General features: G+C 64.6%; 15 protein-coding genes, 1 tRNA gene and 2 pseudogenes. 8 read left to right on the top strand and 10 right to left on the bottom strand.

Features of this window, described 5'->3' with window-relative positions:
- Nucleotides 1-75: 75 nt before the first annotated feature.
- Nucleotides 76-948: a hypothetical protein gene (locus tag AC13EK_RS00555; RefSeq protein WP_483021961.1), complete on the top strand. Its 873-nt coding sequence runs from the start codon at nucleotides 76-78 to the stop codon at nucleotides 946-948.
- Nucleotides 938-1,492 carry a hypothetical protein gene (locus tag AC13EK_RS00550; protein ID WP_137405283.1) on the top strand — a complete coding sequence of 185 codons (555 nt, stop codon included), beginning with the start codon at nucleotides 938-940 and terminating at the stop codon, nucleotides 1,490-1,492. The genes AC13EK_RS00555 and AC13EK_RS00550 overlap by 11 nt, the downstream gene beginning before the upstream one ends.
- A gap of 208 nt (nucleotides 1,493-1,700) precedes the next feature.
- Here the strand turns inward: AC13EK_RS00550 and AC13EK_RS00545 are convergent.
- The 3 genes and pseudogenes from AC13EK_RS00545 to AC13EK_RS00535 all read right to left on the bottom strand — a co-directional run.
- Nucleotides 1,701-2,588, bottom strand: a pseudogene (locus AC13EK_RS00545) (YifB family Mg chelatase-like AAA ATPase); the annotation flags it as partial.
- 49 nt (nucleotides 2,589-2,637) lie between these two features.
- Nucleotides 2,638-3,312 (bottom strand): RlmE family RNA methyltransferase, encoded by a 675-nt coding sequence (locus AC13EK_RS00540; RefSeq protein ID WP_004208734.1) that lies wholly within the window; start codon nucleotides 3,310-3,312, stop codon nucleotides 2,638-2,640.
- Complete coding sequence (locus AC13EK_RS00535; protein WP_069335502.1) at nucleotides 3,309-4,427, bottom strand: Ppx/GppA phosphatase family protein; 1,119 nt, start codon at nucleotides 4,425-4,427, stop codon at nucleotides 3,309-3,311. Before AC13EK_RS00535 ends, AC13EK_RS00540 begins: the two co-directional genes overlap by 4 nt.
- Before the next feature lie 336 nt (nucleotides 4,428-4,763).
- Between AC13EK_RS00535 and AC13EK_RS00530 the strand changes: the two genes are divergently transcribed.
- From AC13EK_RS00530 to AC13EK_RS00510, 5 genes are all read left to right on the top strand, one after another.
- The gene (locus tag AC13EK_RS00530) at nucleotides 4,764-8,096 is read left to right on the top strand and encodes an autotransporter domain-containing protein (RefSeq protein WP_069335503.1); all 3,333 of its coding nucleotides are present in this window, start codon (nucleotides 4,764-4,766) and stop codon (nucleotides 8,094-8,096) included.
- Nucleotides 8,097-8,221: 125 nt separating this feature from the next.
- Nucleotides 8,222-8,854, top strand: a complete 633-nt coding sequence (locus AC13EK_RS00525) for an endo-1,4-beta-xylanase (protein WP_268801818.1) — start codon at nucleotides 8,222-8,224, stop codon at nucleotides 8,852-8,854.
- Nucleotides 8,826-9,356 carry an endo-1,4-beta-xylanase gene (locus tag AC13EK_RS00520; protein ID WP_268801819.1) on the top strand — a complete coding sequence of 177 codons (531 nt, stop codon included), beginning with the start codon at nucleotides 8,826-8,828 and terminating at the stop codon, nucleotides 9,354-9,356. The genes AC13EK_RS00525 and AC13EK_RS00520 overlap by 29 nt, the downstream gene beginning before the upstream one ends.
- Before the next feature lie 70 nt (nucleotides 9,357-9,426).
- On the top strand, nucleotides 9,427-11,010 hold the full coding sequence (locus tag AC13EK_RS00515; protein WP_069335504.1) for a Na+/H+ antiporter: 1,584 nt from the start codon (nucleotides 9,427-9,429) through the stop codon (nucleotides 11,008-11,010).
- A gap of 5 nt (nucleotides 11,011-11,015) precedes the next feature.
- A complete protein-coding gene (locus tag AC13EK_RS00510; RefSeq protein ID WP_069335505.1) occupies nucleotides 11,016-11,561 on the top strand; it encodes a nucleotidyltransferase family protein in 546 nt (181 codons plus the stop codon).
- On the opposite strand, the gene AC13EK_RS00505 is transcribed toward AC13EK_RS00510, so the two are convergent.
- From AC13EK_RS00505 to yajC, 4 genes are read right to left on the bottom strand one after another with little or no spacing between them, the layout of a single operon-like run.
- Nucleotides 11,562-11,906, bottom strand: a complete 345-nt coding sequence (locus AC13EK_RS00505) for an MTH938/NDUFAF3 family protein (RefSeq protein WP_081331557.1) — start codon at nucleotides 11,904-11,906, stop codon at nucleotides 11,562-11,564.
- Nucleotides 11,907-11,959: 53 nt separating this feature from the next.
- Nucleotides 11,960-12,943 (bottom strand): protein translocase subunit SecF, encoded by a 984-nt coding sequence (secF, locus tag AC13EK_RS00500; protein WP_004208741.1) that lies wholly within the window; start codon nucleotides 12,941-12,943, stop codon nucleotides 11,960-11,962.
- Between the two features lie 21 nt (nucleotides 12,944-12,964).
- A complete protein-coding gene (gene secD, locus AC13EK_RS00495) occupies nucleotides 12,965-14,566 on the bottom strand; it encodes a protein translocase subunit SecD (protein ID WP_004208742.1) in 1,602 nt (533 codons plus the stop codon).
- Nucleotides 14,567-14,573: 7 nt separating this feature from the next.
- On the bottom strand, nucleotides 14,574-14,909 hold the full coding sequence (gene yajC / locus AC13EK_RS00490; RefSeq protein WP_069335507.1) for a preprotein translocase subunit YajC: 336 nt from the start codon (nucleotides 14,907-14,909) through the stop codon (nucleotides 14,574-14,576).
- 256 nt (nucleotides 14,910-15,165) lie between these two features.
- Here yajC and AC13EK_RS00485 point away from each other — a divergent pair.
- Nucleotides 15,166-15,242 (top strand) — tRNA-Pro (locus tag AC13EK_RS00485).
- 67 nt (nucleotides 15,243-15,309) lie between these two features.
- On the opposite strand, the gene AC13EK_RS00480 is transcribed toward AC13EK_RS00485, so the two are convergent.
- The 3 genes and pseudogenes from AC13EK_RS00480 to AC13EK_RS00470 form a co-directional block, all read right to left on the bottom strand.
- Nucleotides 15,310-16,344: a nucleoside hydrolase gene (locus AC13EK_RS00480; protein WP_081331558.1), complete on the bottom strand. Its 1,035-nt coding sequence runs from the start codon at nucleotides 16,342-16,344 to the stop codon at nucleotides 15,310-15,312.
- Nucleotides 16,345-16,438: 94 nt separating this feature from the next.
- Nucleotides 16,439-16,888 carry a DUF1003 domain-containing protein gene (locus AC13EK_RS00475; protein WP_069335509.1) on the bottom strand — a complete coding sequence of 150 codons (450 nt, stop codon included), beginning with the start codon at nucleotides 16,886-16,888 and terminating at the stop codon, nucleotides 16,439-16,441.
- A gap of 660 nt (nucleotides 16,889-17,548) precedes the next feature.
- Nucleotides 17,549-17,917 (bottom strand): annotated as a pseudogene (locus AC13EK_RS00470) (transposase); the annotation flags it as partial.
- Nucleotides 17,918-17,957 lie beyond the last annotated feature (40 nt).

Here is a 17,957-nt window from a genome sequence, read left to right as displayed (position 1 = left end):
GCGTGTGACGTGTGGTAACTCCACCTTACCGATGAGCCCGGTGGCCACCGAGTTCGAAATCGCATGGGGTTGGGCATGCCCAACCCCATGCGATCACCTCAATCTACACCGGAAATTACACCACGAGCGCGGACGCTAACTGTTGCGGCGATCACGATCCAGATTAATCAGTGGCTGCGAGCATTCGAGAAGCACGCGACTCTGTTGGCAAGTGATGCGATCGCTAGAGCGAAAACCAAGAAAGAGCGTGAGCACATTGCCCGCAACTATTTGATCCCGGTGCACGACTACGGCCGCCCATGGAACTGGATTAGCCGCAATTTCCGGCGCACGATTGCTTGGTACATCGCAACTGAGCCGTTTGGCGTAGTTGCAGGCAAACGGCAGTTTGGCCATGTCCAAGAGACTACCTTCCAGGGCTATGCAGGCTCTTGGAAGGCGGGATTTCGCGACGAGATTGAGGTCGCACGTCAGATCGGCAAAACGCGCGATATTGTTGAGATGTATGCTCACGTCAGAAACGGTGGAACCTTGGGCGGCCCCAAAGGGAAGGAACTCGCAGACGAGTTCAGAGCGGTTGCCGCAAAGCTCGGCGACCTCCCTGGCCAGGTTGTGGACGAGAAGCGTCTCCTTGGAATGCTCAAGAACGCTACGCGTGAAATCTACCCCGGGCTCTTGAACGACTGCTATTTCGATAGAGCGACCGCACTTTGCCTTCATCGACCGGGTTTGAAAGGTCGAGACAAGCCCTACTTCGCCCAATGCGATTGGGAGAAGTGCCCAAACAGCTGCTTCTGGGGTAAGCATCGGGCGGCGTTTCAGTCCAGCCTCGAGCATGCGCAAAGCCTCAGAAAAAGGCCTAAGCTATCCAAGAACCAACGGACCGCACTTGACGTGGTGATAGCAAAGTACCGCTCATCACTGAGCAGGGCAGAGCATGCCTGTTAAAAGTGCGAACTCGGAAGCTGTCCGCGCCGCTGTGCAGCGCATCCTTGACGGCGATCCGCTTCGCGCGCCGAATTGTGATTTGCTCGATGCCAATCTTGTTTTGGAAGCTGGGGTGTCAAGAGCCACCCTGTATCGCTGTGAGGAACCCATGATCACGTGGCGGCTGGCCAAGGAAGCTGCGGCTGCGGAAGCTATTAAAGCCCTTGGCGCTCGAAAGGTCGAGGACCCCTCACTGGACCTTACTGATGAGCTACTCTGGAACACCGCTCGGATTGACTACGCTGCATTCCACAAGATGCCTGAGGAAATCCAGTTGGCCTGGGTGGACATGAAGACTGCGGTGCCATGGCGCTCTAGGCGGGAGCATGTCGGGTACAACGCAGATCAGGTGATCGAAACACTCGTCAATCAGTTGTTCGGGGCGACACTTGCACTACGCCGGGCACACGAGACAATCGAAGCGCTAACGGAGCAGGTCAACAAGTTGGGCGGAAACATCGTCCCGATCCGGCCAACTCAAGGCGGACCTGAGACGTCGGGCTAATTTCCCAGGTGAGGGAGCCCGGCGCTGAGCGCCGGGTCCATGCCTCCTATTGAGTGTCAGGCTCGGGCAGGATCAGCGCTGCGCGGACGGGAAAGCTCCGCGCAGATCCTGCCTTCCGCAGAAGGTCCTGCTTCTCGGCTATCATACAGGTAAGTTCTACGCGGTGTAAATGTGACAGAAAGTTTGAGACTGCATCTGATCTTCGCGGAGAACCCAGATGCGCCATGCTGACCTCGCCCGGTCGCGCCTTCAGGCCGCCGCCGACCAGAGCCGCCATCGACGCGCTATGATGCGGATTGCGGAACGGCCGGGCGCGGCTGATCCGTCCGCCCTCCAGCGTGCCGGCGACACTGGCGACCATCGATGTTTCCAGCGCCTCGGTCGGCGTCAGTTCGGGCAATATGCCAGGCAGGCAGCTCGCCATCAGCGACTTGCCCGCCCCAGGCGGCCCGACCATCAACAAATTATGGCCGCCTGCCGCCGCGATCTCCAGCGCCCGCTTGGCGCTTTCCTGCCCCTTCACCTGGCGCAGGTCAGCGGCCCGCATCGGCGGCTCGACCGCGCCGGGCTGGGGCGGCGACAGTGCGGCCGTGCCCTTGAAATGGTTGAGCAGGCTGAGGAGATCGGGTGTCGCCACGACCTCCACCTGCCCCGCCCAGGCGGCCTCGCTCCCCTGTGCGGCCGGACAGACCAGACCCAGATCCTGTTCGCCGGCATGCAGCGCCGCTAGCAACACGCCGGGCGACGGCGCGGTACGGCCGTCCAGCCCCAGTTCGCCGACGACGATATAGCCCGCCAGCGTCTCGGCATCGATCACCCCCATTGCGCCGAGCAGCGCGATCGCTATCGGCAGGTCGAAATGCGATCCTTCCTTGGGCAGGTCGGCGGGCGAGAGATTGACGGTGATCCGCTTGGGCGGCAGCGACAGGCCGATCGCGGCGATCGCATTGCGCACCCGCTCCCGACTTTCGGCCACCGCCTTGTCGGGCAGGCCGACGACGATGAAGGCGGGCAATCCCGGAACAAGCTGGCACTGCACCTCGACCGTGCGCGCTTCCAGGCCCAGATAGGCCACCGTCGAAACCGTCGCTACCAAAGGCCCGCCCCCTTCTTCCCCCGTGAAGGCGGCCGATCGCTTGTCCCTGTTATTCCTGCGCGTCCGGCCGTCCCTTGAATCCCTGCGCCACGACATACCATTCGACGCTGCCCTTGCGGCTCGCGGGCGGCTTGGCATGCTTGATCGTGGTGAAATGCTTCTTGAGCACCGCCAGCAGCTCCGCATCGGTGCCACCGGCAAAGACCTTGGCGACGAAGGTGCCGCCCTTGCGCAGATTCTGCACGGCGAAATCCGCCGCCGCCTCGACCAGCCCCATGGTGCGCAGATGGTCGGTCTGGGCATGGCCCACCGTATTGGCCGCCATGTCGGAAATCACCAGGTCCGGCTCCTGCCCCAGCGCCTCGCGCAGCAGGTCCGGCGCCTTGTCGTCCATGAAGTCCATTTCGAACAGGGTGACACCCGGAATCGGATCGACCGGCAGCAGGTCGATGCCGACCACCGCCGCCTTGGGCGCCATCTTGCGGATCACCTGTGCCCAGCCGCCCGGTGCCACGCCCAGGTCGACGACCGCGCGCGATCCCTTCACGAAATGGAATTTCTCGTCCAGCTCGATCAGCTTGAAGGCGGCGCGGCTGCGCCAGCCTTCCTGCTTGGCCTTGTGGACATAGGGGTCGTTGAGGTGCCGCTCGAGCCAGCGCACCGACTGCGCGGTGCGCCCCTTGGCGGATTTCACCCGCACCTTGCCTGCGCCAGAACCCCTCACGTCGTTGCTCCATGGCGGTCCATCAGGCCGCGCAATATGCCCTCGCGAATGCCGCGGTCGGCGACGCCCAGTCGCTCGGCCGGCCAGATGTCGAGGATCGATTCCAAAATGGCACAGCCCGCGACCACCAGGTCGGCGCGCTCCGTGCCGATGCAGGGCAATCGTTGCCGATCCGCCAGCGCCATGGTCGACAGCCGTTCGGAAATCGCGCGCATCGAACTGCTCGGCACGATCAGCCCGTCGATCGCCTGCCTGTCATAGCGCGGCAGGTCAAGGTGCAGGCTGGCCAAAGTCGTCACCGTGCCCGACGTGCCCAGCAGCCTGATGCCGGCTTCGCCCTGCGGCAGGCGCCGGGCAAGCGGCGCGAACGCCTCGGCCACGCGCGCGCGCATCCGGCCATAGGCGGCCAGCCGCTCGGCCGGATTGGCATGGTCGAACAATTCGCTCTCGGTCAGCGACACCACGCCCCAGGGCGCGCTCACCCAATCGACGATGCGCGGCGCGCCGTCGCAATGGGAATCGACCAGCACCAATTCGGTCGATCCACCGCCAATGTCGAAGATCAGCGCCGGGCCATTGCCCTCTTCCAGCAGCGCATGGCACCCCAGCACCGCCAGCCGCGCCTCTTCCTGTGCGCTGATGATGTCGAGCGCGATCCCGGTCTCGCGATAGACGCGCTGGATGAATTCGGCGCCATTGCTCGCCCGCCGACAGGCCTCGGTCGCAACCGACCGCGCCAGCGTCACATGGCGGCGGCGCAGCTTGTCGGCACAGACCGACAGCGCGGCGATGGCCCGGTCGATCGCCGCATCGCTGATCCGACCGGTAGCCGCCAGCCCCTCGCCCAGACGCACGATCCGGGAAAAGGCATCGACCACGATGAACCCGTCCGCTGACGGCTTGGCGATCAGCAGACGACAATTATTGGTACCCAGATCGATTGCCGCATAGGATCGGCGGTCACGCGCCGTGTAGGGATAAAGGCCCCGTTGCTTCGACGGGGGCATAATGGCCGCAGCCTTGCTCCCATTACCCGAACCGGAACGGGCGGACTTGCCCGAAACGCGGCCAACCGGGCCGGAACTCTGCGGCGATGGGCGGCTATGCTGCACCAAGGCCGTATCTCACTTCATCAATCGCCGACCGCGCAAATCCGATCGGAACTTGCCTTCATGCTTAAGCGGAACCGCCCGCTTCCGCAAGTGGGCGGGAAACAAGCCGAAAATCCCCGGCATTTCTTCAACCCATTACATTTGCATAAATTACATAATCGATACCGTTAACATAGAAAACGGCATGACCGCCGGATCAGTCAATCAACACTGGATATTCATAACGCAAAGATAACATTGTGTCTTTTTGGATACATGACAGAAACTTTCATTTTTGGGCAATTGTCTTGCGCCTGATAGCTGCATAGCCTCGCCAACGGTCTTTGGGGAGTTAACATCATGCGCATTCGTAAGAATGGCGCGGGCCTGTTGGCACGCGCCGGTCGTTCTGCCCTTTTGGCATCGGCCGCTCTGTCCGCTCTGAGCATCGCACCGGCGGCTCATGCCGTCGTGCCGAACGACAATAATACGCCGGCCGACATCGTCGATGGCACCGATGTGAACGGCGTCGGCATCATGTATCGCGCCGACGGCTATGTCTGCACCGGCACGCTGATCAATCCGCGCACCGTCATTTTCGCCGCCCACTGCGTCAATGACTATGACCCCAGCACCTACAGCACGGTGAATGACGGCATTCCGGTCGCCTTCGCCTTCCAGAGCAACGCCCGCCCCGGCCTCGTCAACTGGATCAACAACGGCTATCGCACCAACACCGCGCTCAGCGTCTACAACGTCAACAATATCGCCTATAATCCGGACTCGCTCGATCCGCCGGCGCTCAGCTTCCTCTATGGCGACACGGCGATGGCCACGCTCGACACGCCGGCCAGCGACGTGCCGACCTGGGCGATGCTCTTTTCCGCCCTGCCCGCGCCGGAAAGCATCAGCGACACGACCGGCACCGGCTATCATGTAACGATCACCGGCTATGGCCGCAGCGGCAGCGGCACCACCGGCAACAGCTATGGCATCGATTATCGCCGCAAGGTGGCCGAGAATTTCCTCGGCATGCTCGGCTCGCTCGACGATATCGACATCTTCCTGTTCGGCGAAGGTGGTGGCTACACCCAGAATCTCTACCAGACCGACTTCGACGATCCGACCCGGACCAACGAATTCGACTTCAATGTCTTCAAGGACGATGCGCTTCCCAATGAAGGCAATACCGCCGGCGGCGATTCCGGCGGCCCGCTGATCCTCGACCAGACCTTCGACCAGAAGGTGGTGCTGGGCGTCCTGTCGGGCGGCAGCCGCTACTTCCTGGAACAGCCGCAAAGCTCTTATGGCGGCTCCGCCTTCTATCAACCGCTCTATCTCTTCTGGGACTGGATCGCGCAGAATAATCCCTATCGCTATGCCACGGCCAAGGCTGGCGACGGCAAATGGAGCGACGCCAGCCACTGGGTGACAGCGCTCGATCCCAATTACATGATCATCGACAGCAACGGATCGCTGGTGAACGGCGTGCCGACCACGCCCGGCGCCGGCGCCTTTGGCGAGGATGATGCGCAGAAGTTCGGCCAGGTCTGCTACCAGCCCAATGATGGATCGGACGACGCCTGTTACGACGTCGGCACCGACACGCTGCTGATCAATGGCGAGCCGGTCGAGGCGACCGACGCGACCACCACCAGCGGCAGCAAGACCGTCGCCGACAACAAGGGCAAGGTCGAGATCGCCGAGCGCAGCCCGTCCGATGGTGCCGCCAGCCTGGCGGACGAGGCCATCGTGGAGGCCCAGGCGGAGGGCGATGCCGTCCTGCCCGCCGCGACCCTGGCCAACGGTCTGCCCGGCGCCACCAATTTCGTGCCGAACAATATCGACCCGGTCGCCGCGCAGGGCGTCGTCGGTCGCTATTATGACGTCACGCTCAGCGCCGCCGGCAAGACCACGCTCGACATCGACGCCACCGTCGATCGCTTCACCGTCTCGGGCACCGGCTCGACGCTCGACGTGACCAGCGCCGGATCGCTCACCAGCCTGATGGACATCAACCATCTCGCCGGCGTGGTGAATGTCGATGGCGCGGTCGAAACACCGGGCGACTATCTGCTGCTCTCGGGCCTGCTCTCGGGCAAGGGCACGCTGCGCACCCCCTATTTCACCAACATCATGGGCGTGGTCGCGCCTGGCGGCATCGGCACGGTCGGCACGCTCACGGTCGAGGGTAATGCCATCCTCTCCTCGGGCAGCACACTGCATGTCGACCTTGGCAGCAGCGGTTCCGACCTGCTCGCGGTCAAGGCCACCGATGATGTCGAAGGCGTCGCGGCGGTCGATGGCAAGGTCGTCTTCGGCGCGGCGACCGGCGCCAAGCTGCGCTATGGCAGCCGCTACACTTTCCTGACCGCAGAAGGCGGCGTCGAAGGCACGTTCGACACACCGACCAACATCAGCGCCATCCTGAAGCCCGTGCTGACCTATGGCGCCAACAGTGTCAGCGTCACGATCGATGCCGGCACCTATGCCGGCGTCGTCAATGGCGGCTCGCAGGTGCAGACCAGCTTTGCGCGCCTGCTCGATCAGAACCGTGCCCTCTACGGCAATTATGCCACCCTTTATGGTGAGGCCGACCTGCTGAGCATCGCCGCGATCCAGGCGTCGCTCGAAGCCATGGCGCCGCGCACCGAAGCGCTCCGCACCTCCATGTCCGAGGTGCTGAACGACAATATGGCCCGCTTCTATCGCGACCGCCTGGCACGCGTCAGCGGCGGCAGCATGGGCGGCACGCTGACCATGACCGGTCAGCCGCTCCAGCTCGCCGCGCTCAGCATGAACAATCTCAACCTGGGCATGGATCAGGGCGGCGGCAACGAAACCGTCACCCAGGAAAATGCCTTGCCCGATGACGTCAGCGCCTTCATCGCCGGCGGCTATATCGACGGCAAGAGCGATCCGATGCGGGGCGCCATCACCACCGGCCGCGACAAGTTCGACGGCTGGTATGGTGCGGCCGGCATCGAAAAGATGATCGGCGACGATGCCGTGATCGGCCTGGCCGCCTCCTTCAGCGAACTGAAGGGCAATACCGGCATCGGCGACACCGCCCGTGCCCGCCTTTACCAGGCCACCGTCTATGGCAATTGGGATCTGGGCGGCGTGGTTCTGGATGGCGTCGGCAGCGCCGGCACCCTCACCAGCAAGACCAAGCGCGCCTTTGCGGTGGGCACCACCCCCTACACACTGCGCGGCAGCGACCAGCAACTGGCCCTGTCGGGTGAGATCGGCATCGGCGCGCCGCTGGGTGGCGACGCCTTCACCATCACGCCGCGCGCCTCGCTGCGCGGCGCCTATATCAGCGGCGGCAACCTCGCTGAATATGGCGGCGACACCGCGCTGGTGATCCATCGCCATGCGATCCAGAGCGCGCAGGGGCGCCTGGGGGCCACGGCGAAGATCGATGTCGGCGGGTTCAAGCCCTATCTGACCGCCAATTATGTCCATGAGTTCCGCGACCAGCCGGCCTATTTCCTGGCCAATTTCGTCGGCGGCACCGGATCGCTCGCGCCCTTCGCGCTGGGTGGGTCGGACAAGAATTGGGGCGAAGTGGGCGGCGGCCTGACCCTCAGCACGGGCAATGTCGACATCAGCCTGTCGGCCGACACCACCGCCTGGCGCGGCAACCTCAGCTATCAGAGCTATCGCGCCGCGCTCAAATTCCACTTCTGACAGCAGCTCCCCGGCAACAGAAGCATTGGGCCGTCCCGCATGGGGCGGCCCTTTTTTTTTTGCGGGCAGCCCCCTCGGGCCAATTACGGATTGCCTCCGGGCCTCTCCGCTCGGACAAATGCAGCATGAAAGACCATGGCCCGCCCCTGTCCCGCCGGCACATGCTGTCGCTGACGGCGGGCGCCATCCCGGCCCTGTCCTGCGCGCCCGGCCTGGCCGTCGCGCCGCCTTCCGGACTCGACGCCATCGCCCGCAGCCGGGGCCTGCGCTTTGGCACCGCCGTATCGCCCACCCATCTGGACGATCCGGCCTTTGCCCAGTTGATCGTCCGGGAATGTTCCGTGCTGACCGCCGAGAATAATTTCAAATGGAAATATCTCGAAGCCAAGGAGGGTCAGCGCAACCCGGCAAAGGCGCTGCGCGTCCTGCGCTTCGCCAGCCGCCACCGCATGTCGCCGCGGGGCCATACATTCGTCTGGAACCAGGATGATCGGGTGCCCGGCTGGCTGATCGCCAATGAGGCAGCGCTGGCACAGAAGGGTGGCGCCCCGCTCATCGCCCTGATGAACGACCATGCCCGCTATCTTGCCACCACCTTCCCCCAGATCGAATCATGGGACTGCGTGAACGAGGCGTTCGTCGTCCAGAGCGGACAATTGAAGAACTCGATCTACACCCGCATCCTCGGCATGGGCTTCTTCGACCTCGCCTTTCAACTGATGGCGCAATATGCCCCCCCATGCGCAGCGCGTCTATAATGGCAATATGAGCTGGGAGCAGAATCCCGATCATCGCGACGCCGTGCTGCGCGTGCTGGAACAGGCGCTCAAGCGCGGCGTGCCGGTCGATGCCATCGGCAACCAGAGCCATCTGGGCAACACGCTCGGCCGCGGCCGCGACGAACGGGCCTGGAATCGCTTCCTTGCCGAACTGGACGCCATGGGCATGACGGTGCTGATCACCGAACTGGATTGCGCCGACCGCCATCTGAGCGACCAGGAGCCGGCCAGACGCGATGCCGAAATCGCCGCCTTCGTGAAGGGCTATCTCGACATCACGCTCAGCCATCGCAATGTCTCCCAGATCATCTGCTGGGGCCTCAGCGATCGCTATTCCAATCTCAATCGCGACAGCTATCCGACCCGGAGCCGCCGGCCCGACGGCCTGCCCATGCGCGGCAACCCCTTCGACGATGCCCTGCGGCCCAAACCCTTTTATGATGCCATCGCCACCGCCCTCGCCGCCTGTCCGGTGCGATGATCGGGCGGACCGCTGGACAGGATCGGCGACCCTATTAGGGTAGGGTGATCGACAGACAGGGGCCAGGCCGATGCATCCGGTGGAATTGTTCGAACTGCTGGTGGCCATGCTGCTGGCAATCATCGCGCTTCATTATGCCGCGCATCGGCTGGGCCTGCCGCCAGCGGTCGCCTTGCTGACCGGCGGCACCTTGCTCGCCTTCGTACCCGGCCTGCCGGTCATCTCGCTTGACCCCGAACTGGTCCTGGTCATCTTCCTGCCACCGCTGTTGATGGACGGCGCCTGGTTCATTGCGCTGGGCCATCTGCGCCGCCACCTGATCGGCATCATGTCACTGGCGATCGGCGCGGTGATCTTCACCACGCTCGTGGTCGCCGCGGTCGCCCATGCCCTGATGCCGTCCCTGCCCTGGGCCGCCTGCGCCGCGCTGGGCGCCATCGTCTCGCCGCCCGACGCCATTGCCGCCCGCGCCGTGCTGCAACGCGTCCATCTCCCCCGCCGCCTGTCGGTGCTGCTGGAGGGCGAAAGCCTGTTCAACGACGCCAGCGGCCTGGTCCTCTTCCGCTTCGCCATCGCCGCCGTCGCAACCGGCAGCTTCAGCGCGGTCGCCGGCCTCGAAAGCTTCATCCTGCTCGCCGTCGGCGGCCTGATCGTCGGCGGCGCGATCGGCGCCATCTGGGTGCTGCTGGTCCGGCGGCTGGGCGACGATTATCTGATGATCGCCTCCTCCATGCTGGTGCCCTGGTCGGCCTATCTGCTGGGCGAAGCCTTCCATGTCTCCGGCGTCATCGCCACCGTGGCCGCCGGCCTCATCTGCGGCTGGTATCAGCATATCGTCTGGTCCGCATCGGTACGGATGCGCGGCACCGCCTTCTGGGCGGTGATGATCTTCCTCATGGAAGCGACCGTGTTCATGCTGATCGGCTCGTCGCTGCGCGGGGTGGTCGACCGGGTCGGCGGCTTTGCCGTCGTGCTCGACAATATGGCGGTGCCCGTGCTGCTCATCCTGCTCGCCCTCACCGCCGCCCGCTTCGTCTGGGTGTTCGGCTCGGACGCCATCATCCTGCTGCTGCGCGCAATGGGCCTGCGCCGTTACAGCCCGGTCGGCCCGCGCGGCGCCACCGTGCTCGGCTGGGCGGGGATGCGCGGCGTGGTGACGCTGGCGGTCGCGCTCTCCGTGCCGGAAGGCTTTCCGGGGCGCGACTTCCTGCTGGTCGCCGCCTTTGGCGTGATCCTCGGCACCGTCCTGATCCAGGGCACGACGCTTGGCCTGCTGATCCGCTGGGCGGGCCTCTCCGATCCGATTCATGATCGCCCCCGCCTCAGCATGAGCGATGCCGAAGCCGCCATCGCCAGGGTCCAGGCCGTGCGCGTCGAACAGCTCGCCTATGATGCTGCAGGCGAACTCATCCACCCGCAACTGCTCGAACGCTATCAGCGCCGCGCCGTCATTTCGAAAAATTATGCCGGGCAGGAAGAACAGTTCGCCGACCGGCTCCACGCCCATTTCGACCTGGTGCTGGAGGCGATTGCCGCTGGCCGCGCCGAACTGCTGCGCCTGCACCGCGCCGGCGACATTGACGAACATGTGCTGCAGGAACTGGAACGTGACCTCGACCTGGAGGAACTGACCGCCTGGTCGATGAAGTCGTGACAGCGATGGAAGCCCGGTTGCACGATCTGCTGAACGCCGATCTCTGGCGCATGGCGATCCTGCATCTGCTCCGCACGCTCGACCTGCCCGATGGCTGGGTCGCCGCCGGCTTCGTGCGCGATGCGGTCTGGGACCATCTCCACGGCCACGCCCCGTCGATCCCCGTCGGCGATATCGACATCATCTGGTTCGATCCCATCCGGACCGACCCTGCGCTCGACCGGCAGATCGAGCGGCAACTGGCCGCGCTGCGCCCGGACGTCGACTGGTCTGTCAAGAATCAGGCACGGATGCACCTGCGCAATCGGGACGCACCCTATGCCGATGCCGCCGATGCGATGCGCCACTGGACCGAGACGGCGACCGCCATCGGCGTCCGTCTGACAGCCGGCGAGCGGCTGGAGATCAACGCCCCCTTCGGCCTCGATGATCTGTTCGGCTTGCGGCTGGTGCCCGGCCCGGCCTTTCTCGGCGCAAGGCGGACGATCTTCGATGAACGGGTCCGCGCCAAACGGTGGCTGACCCGTTATCCCCGGCTCCAGCCCGGCTGATCAGAGCGGCAGCAGCGCGCCCACGATCCAGCGTTCCTCGGCGCGCAGCACGCCCCAGGCACGGGCGGCGGCGCGGCTGTCCATCGCCTCGACGCCGATACCGCGCGCTTCCAGTTCCCGCACGAAGGCGCGGGGCGGCTGTTGCAACCCGCTGCCCGTGCCCAGCAGCAGGAATTCGGGCTTCAGCTCCAGATGGTCGAACAGGTCGCCCAGCGCCGCGACGCTTATCGCCGACACCGCCGGCGCCTGCATCCAGGCCAGCGCCCGGACGGGGCTGAGCAACAGCCCATCCGGGAAGACATCGTCCTTCACCCGGAAGCCCCGGCCCTGAAAGCCGGTGACGATCGGACCCTGGCCGCTATCGTCGCGGCGCAGTTCGATTCCGGTGTGACGGTCGCTCAGGGCTGGGCTCCGTCACGCGGGCCCATGCGCTCGGCCTGGGCGGCGATGCCGCCCTTCTTGGCCTTCTTCTCGGACGTCTGCGGGCTCAGGCCCAGCGTGATCAGCAGCGAGGAGGAGACATAGACCGACGAATAGGTGCCGACGATGATGCCCAGCATCATGGCCGCGGTGAAGCCGCGCAGCACATGGCCGCCCAGCAGCAGCAGCGCGCCCAACGCCAGCAGGATGGTGACCGAGGTCATGACCGTGCGCGGCAGCGTCTCGTTGACCGACAGGTCGATCAGCGACTTCATGTCCATCTTGCGGTACTTGCGCATATTCTCGCGGATACGGTCGTCGATCACCATCTTGTCGTTGATCGAATAGCCCACGATGGTCAGCACGGCGGCGATGATGTTGAGGTCGAACTCCAGCTGGGTGACCGCGAAGAAGCCCAGCGTCATCAGCACGTCGTGGACGATCGCGACGAAGGTCGACACGCCGAACTGCCATTCATAGCGGAACCAGGAGAAGATCGCGATGCCGATGATCGCCAGCACGACCGCCAGCACGCCATTCTGGATCAGTTCGCCCGACACCTTGCCCGACACCGTGTCATAGCGCGAGAAGGTGACGCCGGGGAACTGGGCCTCCATCGCCTTGCGGGTCTTTTCGACCACGGCGTTGGCCGCGCCGGCGCCGCCCTGTTCGGGCAGCGGCAGGCGGATCTGCACCGTCTTGGGATCGCCGAACTGCTGCAGCGAGCTTTCGCCCACGCGCAGCCCCGCGATCGTGTCGCGGACCTTGTCGGTCTCGACCGCCTGCGGGAACTTCGCCTCGATCATCAGGCCGCCGACAAAGTCGACGCCCAGGTTCAGGCCCTTGTAGAAGGTCGCGCCGACCGCCAGCACGGTCAGCAGCAGCGTCAGGCCAAAGGCCCAGTGGCGCAGCTTGACGAAGCCGATATTGGTGTTGTCGGGGACGAGCTTGAGAAGTTTCATGGGTTGTTCCTCCCGCCCCTCTTAAATGTGGATGTCCGTGGGACGAGTGCGACGCACCCAGCCCGAGACGAGAACGCGCGTGAAGGTCACGGCGGTGAACACGCTGGTCGCGATACCGATCAGCAGCACGATGGCGAAGCCCTTGACCGGGCCGGAGCCCAGCGCGAGCATGATGCCACCGGCGATCGCATGGGTCACGTTCGCTTCGAAGATGGTGCGGCTGGCTTCCTTGTAGCCGAACTCGATCGCCTGCACGACCCCACGCCCGCGCCGCCGCTCTTCGCGGATACGCTCATAGATCAGCACGTTCGCGTCGACCGCGGTGCCGATGGTCAGCACGAAGCCGGCAATGCCCGGCAAGGTCAGCGTCGCGCCCAATATGCCCATCACGCCCAGGATCACCAGCACGTTGATGGCCACGGCCAGGTTCGCATACATGCCGAACCGGCCATAGCTCACGAACATGAAGGCGGCGACGGCGACGACCGCGACGATCGACGCGACCAGGCCGGCGCGGATCGAATCGGCGCCCAGGCCCGGACCGACGGTGCGTTCCTCGACCACGACGAAGTTGACCGGCAGCTTGCCCGACCGCAGCGCGATCGCCAGCTGGTTGGCGCCCTCGACGGTGAAGCTGCCCGAAATCGTCGCCGACCCGCCCAGGATCGGCTCGTTGATGTTCGGCGCCGACAGCACCTTGCCATCCAGGATGATGGCGAAGGGGCGGTTGACATTCTGCGACGTCACCTTGGCGAACTTGTTGCCGCCCGATCCGTTGAAGCGGATGGTGACATTGGGTTCGTTGGTCTGCTGGTCATAGGTCTGCTGCGCGTCGGTCAGTTCCTCGCCCGACACCATCACCTGGCGGTGGACCGCGATCATCGGCGGCCCGGCCGGATTGGTCGGATAGGGCAGGACTTCGCTGCCCACCGGCGCGCGGCCCTGGGCCACCTCGCTCGGATTGGCGCTCATGTCGACCAGCTTGAATTCCAGCTTCGCGGTCTGGCCCAGCAGCGCCTTCAGCGCCTTGGGATCCTGCAGGCCCGGCACCTGCACGACGATGCGGTTGGCGCCCTGCTGCTGGATGGTCGGCTCGCGCGTGCCCATTTCGTCGATGCGCTTGCGGATGACTTCGGTCGCGACCTGCATCGCGCTCTTGACCGCATTGTCGATTCCCGCCTGGGTCGGCGTGATGACGATGGTGGAGCTGTTGACCACCTCGACATTGAAGTCGCGCTGGCCGGTCAGGCCCGCACCCTGGGTCAGCGGGCGGATGCGCTCGACGGCGGCATCCACTTCGCTGGGGTTGCGGACCATGAAGCTGAGCTTCCCGTCACGGCTGGAAATATCGCCGATCGCGATCTTCGTCTCGCCCCGGCGCAGCTCCGTGCGGACCTGCTCCTCCATATTGGCGAGCCGCTGCTTGGCCACATCCTGGGTCGACGCTTCCAGCAGCAGATGGCTGCCGCCGGCAAGGTCGAGGCCCAGATTGACCCGCGTCTGCATGAAGGGGGGCAGCTTCGCCACCGTCGAATCGGGCAGGAAGCTCGGGACGGCGCAGAAGATGCCGATGATCAGCGGCAACAGGATGCCGGCGATGGCCCAGCGCGAGAAGTTCAGCATGGTTGGATCAGTCGTTCGCGGGCTTGGCGGTGGTCGGGTCGATCACGTCGGCCAGGGTCGACTTGACCGCCTTGACCTTCATGCCCGGGGCCAGTTCGATATCGACATAGATGTCGTCGACGCGCGCGACCTTACCGACCAGGCCACCGCCGGTCACGACCTGGTCGCCCTTCTTCACGGCCTCGATCTTGCCCTTATGCTCCTTCATCTTCTTCTGCTGCGGACGGATCAGCAGGAAATAGAAGACGACGAAGATGAGGACCAGCGGTGCCATCTGCACCAGGACGCCGGCGCCGGAGGCTTGCCCGCCCGCGGTCTGGGCAAAGGCTGGAGTAATGAACATGGTGGGACTTTCGCCTTGTTTTTCGGTCTCCCCAACCCGCAGGATGCGGGCATGGGATCAAGCGCGGGCGGCTAACACAGATGGCCGGGGCAAGGCAACATGCTTGGCCTTTCGCGCCCGGAATGCGGGGCTTTGAAAGCATCCGGCAACCGACGGGAAAGCCGGCCATCTGCACGCCCGGCACCATGCTGCGCAAAAAGCCTGCATCGTCCCCCTTGCAACTTCCATTTCATCCCTCTATTGGGCCCCCTCCGGTCGGGACGTAGCGCAGCCTGGTAGCGCATCACACTGGGGGTGTGGGGGTCGGAGGTTCGAATCCTCTCGTCCCGACCAAATTTCTCCGAACATCGCCAAAAATGCATGATCTTCGCCGCTTCGGCGGAGGAGTCGCACCCACGGGTCAGGCGCTGCCTGCCCGGATCTTGGCAAACATGTCCGCAAAGGTCAGCCGGCTATCGATCCGGGTGAAGACGCGCATCGGCCGTCCGGCCGGATGGGCGACATAGCTCGCCTGGTCGCTGATCCGCGGGGTCGGCCGGATCAGATAATCGCTCGACGCCGCATCGGGATCGAAGGAGGATTGCAGCGCGGTCAGCGTGACCAGCGGACTGTCCCCCAATATATAGGTTTCGCCCAGCGGCGCATCGATCCGCCTGATCGCCCGCTCCAGCTGATCCAGCAGATAGCGGCCCAGCCGCCCTGCCCCCGCCAGTTCCCGGTCGAGTTCCGCATGGCTCACCATCAGCATGCGATAGACGTTGCGCGGCACCTGCCAGATCTCGATCGGCGAATCGTTGAACAATGTCTGCGCAGCGGCCAGATCTATGGTCAGATTATATTCCTTGCTGCGCCGCACATGGACAGTCGGGTCGATATTGCCCTGCTCGGGGCCATGTTCCGGCCCGCCGATCCAGATCAGGATGATCCGCCGCGCAATTTCGGGCCGCAGCCGCACCGCCTCGGCCAGGTCAGTAAGCCCCGCTCCCGCAGCATAGAAGAGTGGCAATGCGCTGTCGCCCCGCTCCGCCTCGGCGATGATCGCCGCCACCGCAGGGGTCGCCGATGGCGGCGTGCCGGGCGCCGGCGCGGCGTTGCGCCCCGCCAGCACCGGCGGTCGATGCGGCAGCCGCATGCAATCCATCATGTCGCGGACGCATTGCACGGCGTTGTCGGCTTGCCGGTCCGACCCGTCGAGGAAATCCCTGGGATGGATATGCGATCCGATGACCAGCGGGATCTGCACCGAAGGCGACAACAGATGATGCGCCAGTTGGAACAGGCCATCGGGATCGCCGGAAAAATCATTGTCGATGATCACCCGGCTGCGGACCCGCGCGGTCAGGGCGTGAGCCGGCCCGGTCAGTGATGCCTGCCCGGCCAGCCCCAGAAGCCCCGCCATCCATGTTCGCCGATCGATGATGAGCCTGTTCTGCACGACCTGACCCTCCCCATGTCGCCCCATTGGACATGCGGCCACATTGCGGGACCATGACCCACAATGTCAAACAAGACCCGGAAATGCCGGAAGATCAGTCGGCCGCTCCTGCCGCATCCTCCCTCTCCCCCGCCATCGCCAGCAGCAGGTCGATCTTGTCGTGCAGGCTGGCAATCTGCGCTTCCGATCGCAAATTGGTTTCATAGTCGAGCCGCGCCTCCAGCCGGTCCTTGGCCGCCTGGCGGTTCTGGCTCATCATGATGATCGGCGCCTGCAGCGCGGCCAGCATCGACAGCATCAGGTTCAAAAAGATGAAGGGAAAGGGATCGAAGGCGTGTCGCGCCAGCACCAGCGTGTTCAGCAGCGCCCAGGCGACCAGGAACAGGCTGAAGCCGATGATGAAGCGCCAGGAACCGCCGATCGCCGCGACGCGGTCGGCCAGTCGCTCGCCATAGGTCTGGCCGTCATCGAACAGGCGGTTGAGATCAGGGGCCTGGGGCCCGCGACGCAGGGAGCCGACGAGAAAACGGATGGCTGCATTCATGGATCACCTCGTGCGACCGCGCCTTCGGGGCGGGCGGGTGATCCGAACCTGTCAGTTCGCCCCCATGCCCGAACGCGCGGTCTTTCGACTATGGTCGTTGTCGGACATGATTTCCTCGAAAGGATGGGCGGAATATTCCGGTTGGAACAGGGCAGCCGCTAGACCCGGCGCCGCGCCGGATCAATCCGCGCGATCATGAAATCTTGGTCATGTTGGGGAGGGGGCGGACTGTCAGCCTACCCTCTCCCGTTCACGGGAGAGGGAGGGGCCCGCGCCGAAGGCGCGGGAGGGTGAGGGTCTTCTGAAACAAGCCGCCCTCATCCAACTTCGCCTAACCGGCTTTACCGGCAAGGCTTCGTATCCTTCTCCCGCCAACGGGAGAAGGAATGAGCGCTCCTGCTCGCTTCGCGCCAGGCAGCTTTCCGCCCGGAAGCGGACCGAGCGCTATCCGAGCAGCGCCATGCTGGCCCCGCCCCGACATCCCCTTTCCTACGCCCCCTCTCCCTGCTCTACACTTGGTGATGCGACCGAATGCGCCCGCGCCAATCGACCGGCGCGTGCCGCGTGCAAGCAAGGCGCGTGGGTGTCGCGTCAGGGGCGCGGGCCGGGTCACGTCCGTCAATGTGGTGTAATTTCGGTGCTGGCCATCGGGCTGCATTTTCAGGCGGGCTTGGGTGTAATCTGTAGCGGCTGAACCTCCTCGGTTATGGGTGTGGCAAGGGCGGCCATGCCGTCGATCTCCATGTAGCGGTGCTGGAGCTGGTATTCATGGTTCTGCTCGAGCAGGACGGCACCAACGAGGCGGATGATGCTGTCCTCGTTCGGGAACATGCCGACAACATCGGCGCGCCGCTTCAGTTCCTTGTTCAGGCGTTGCAGCGGGTTGGTACTGTGAAGCTTGACCCGCTGCTGCTCGGGGAAGGTCATGTAGGCGAGCACGTCATGCTCGGCATCGTCCATGCAGGCGCCGAGCTTGGGCCATCTGGCGCGCAATTGATCGGCGACCTGACGCGAGACCTGAGTTGCGGCCGCTACAGATTACACCCAAGGCCGCCTGAAAATGCAGCCC

Source organism: Sphingobium sp. L-44 (assembly GCF_056859495.1).
Note: the sequence above shows the minus strand (reverse complement) of the source record. Positions and strands in the feature narration are given on the sequence as shown.

Bases quoted from the DNA above. Each gene is read 5' to 3' on its own strand.
- AC13EK_RS00555 (WP_483021961.1), top strand. From the start codon at position 76: ATGCCCAACCCCATGCGATCACCTCAATCTACACCGGAAATTACACCA.
- AC13EK_RS00550 (WP_137405283.1), top strand. From the start codon at position 938: ATGCCTGTTAAAAGTGCGAACTCGGAAGCTGTCCGCGCCGCTGTGCAG.
- AC13EK_RS00530 (WP_069335503.1), top strand. From the start codon at position 4,764: ATGCGCATTCGTAAGAATGGCGCGGGCCTGTTGGCACGCGCCGGTCGT.
- AC13EK_RS00525 (WP_268801818.1), top strand. From the start codon at position 8,222: ATGAAAGACCATGGCCCGCCCCTGTCCCGCCGGCACATGCTGTCGCTG.
- AC13EK_RS00520 (WP_268801819.1), top strand. From the start codon at position 8,826: ATGCCCCCCCATGCGCAGCGCGTCTATAATGGCAATATGAGCTGGGAG.
- AC13EK_RS00515 (WP_069335504.1), top strand. From the start codon at position 9,427: ATGCATCCGGTGGAATTGTTCGAACTGCTGGTGGCCATGCTGCTGGCA.
- AC13EK_RS00510 (WP_069335505.1), top strand. From the start codon at position 11,016: ATGGAAGCCCGGTTGCACGATCTGCTGAACGCCGATCTCTGGCGCATG.
- secF (WP_004208741.1), bottom strand. From the start codon at position 12,943: ATGAAACTTCTCAAGCTCGTCCCCGACAACACCAATATCGGCTTCGTC.
- secD (WP_004208742.1), bottom strand. From the start codon at position 14,566: ATGCTGAACTTCTCGCGCTGGGCCATCGCCGGCATCCTGTTGCCGCTG.
- yajC (WP_069335507.1), bottom strand. From the start codon at position 14,909: ATGTTCATTACTCCAGCCTTTGCCCAGACCGCGGGCGGGCAAGCCTCC.
- AC13EK_RS00475 (WP_069335509.1), bottom strand. From the start codon at position 16,888: ATGAATGCAGCCATCCGTTTTCTCGTCGGCTCCCTGCGTCGCGGGCCC.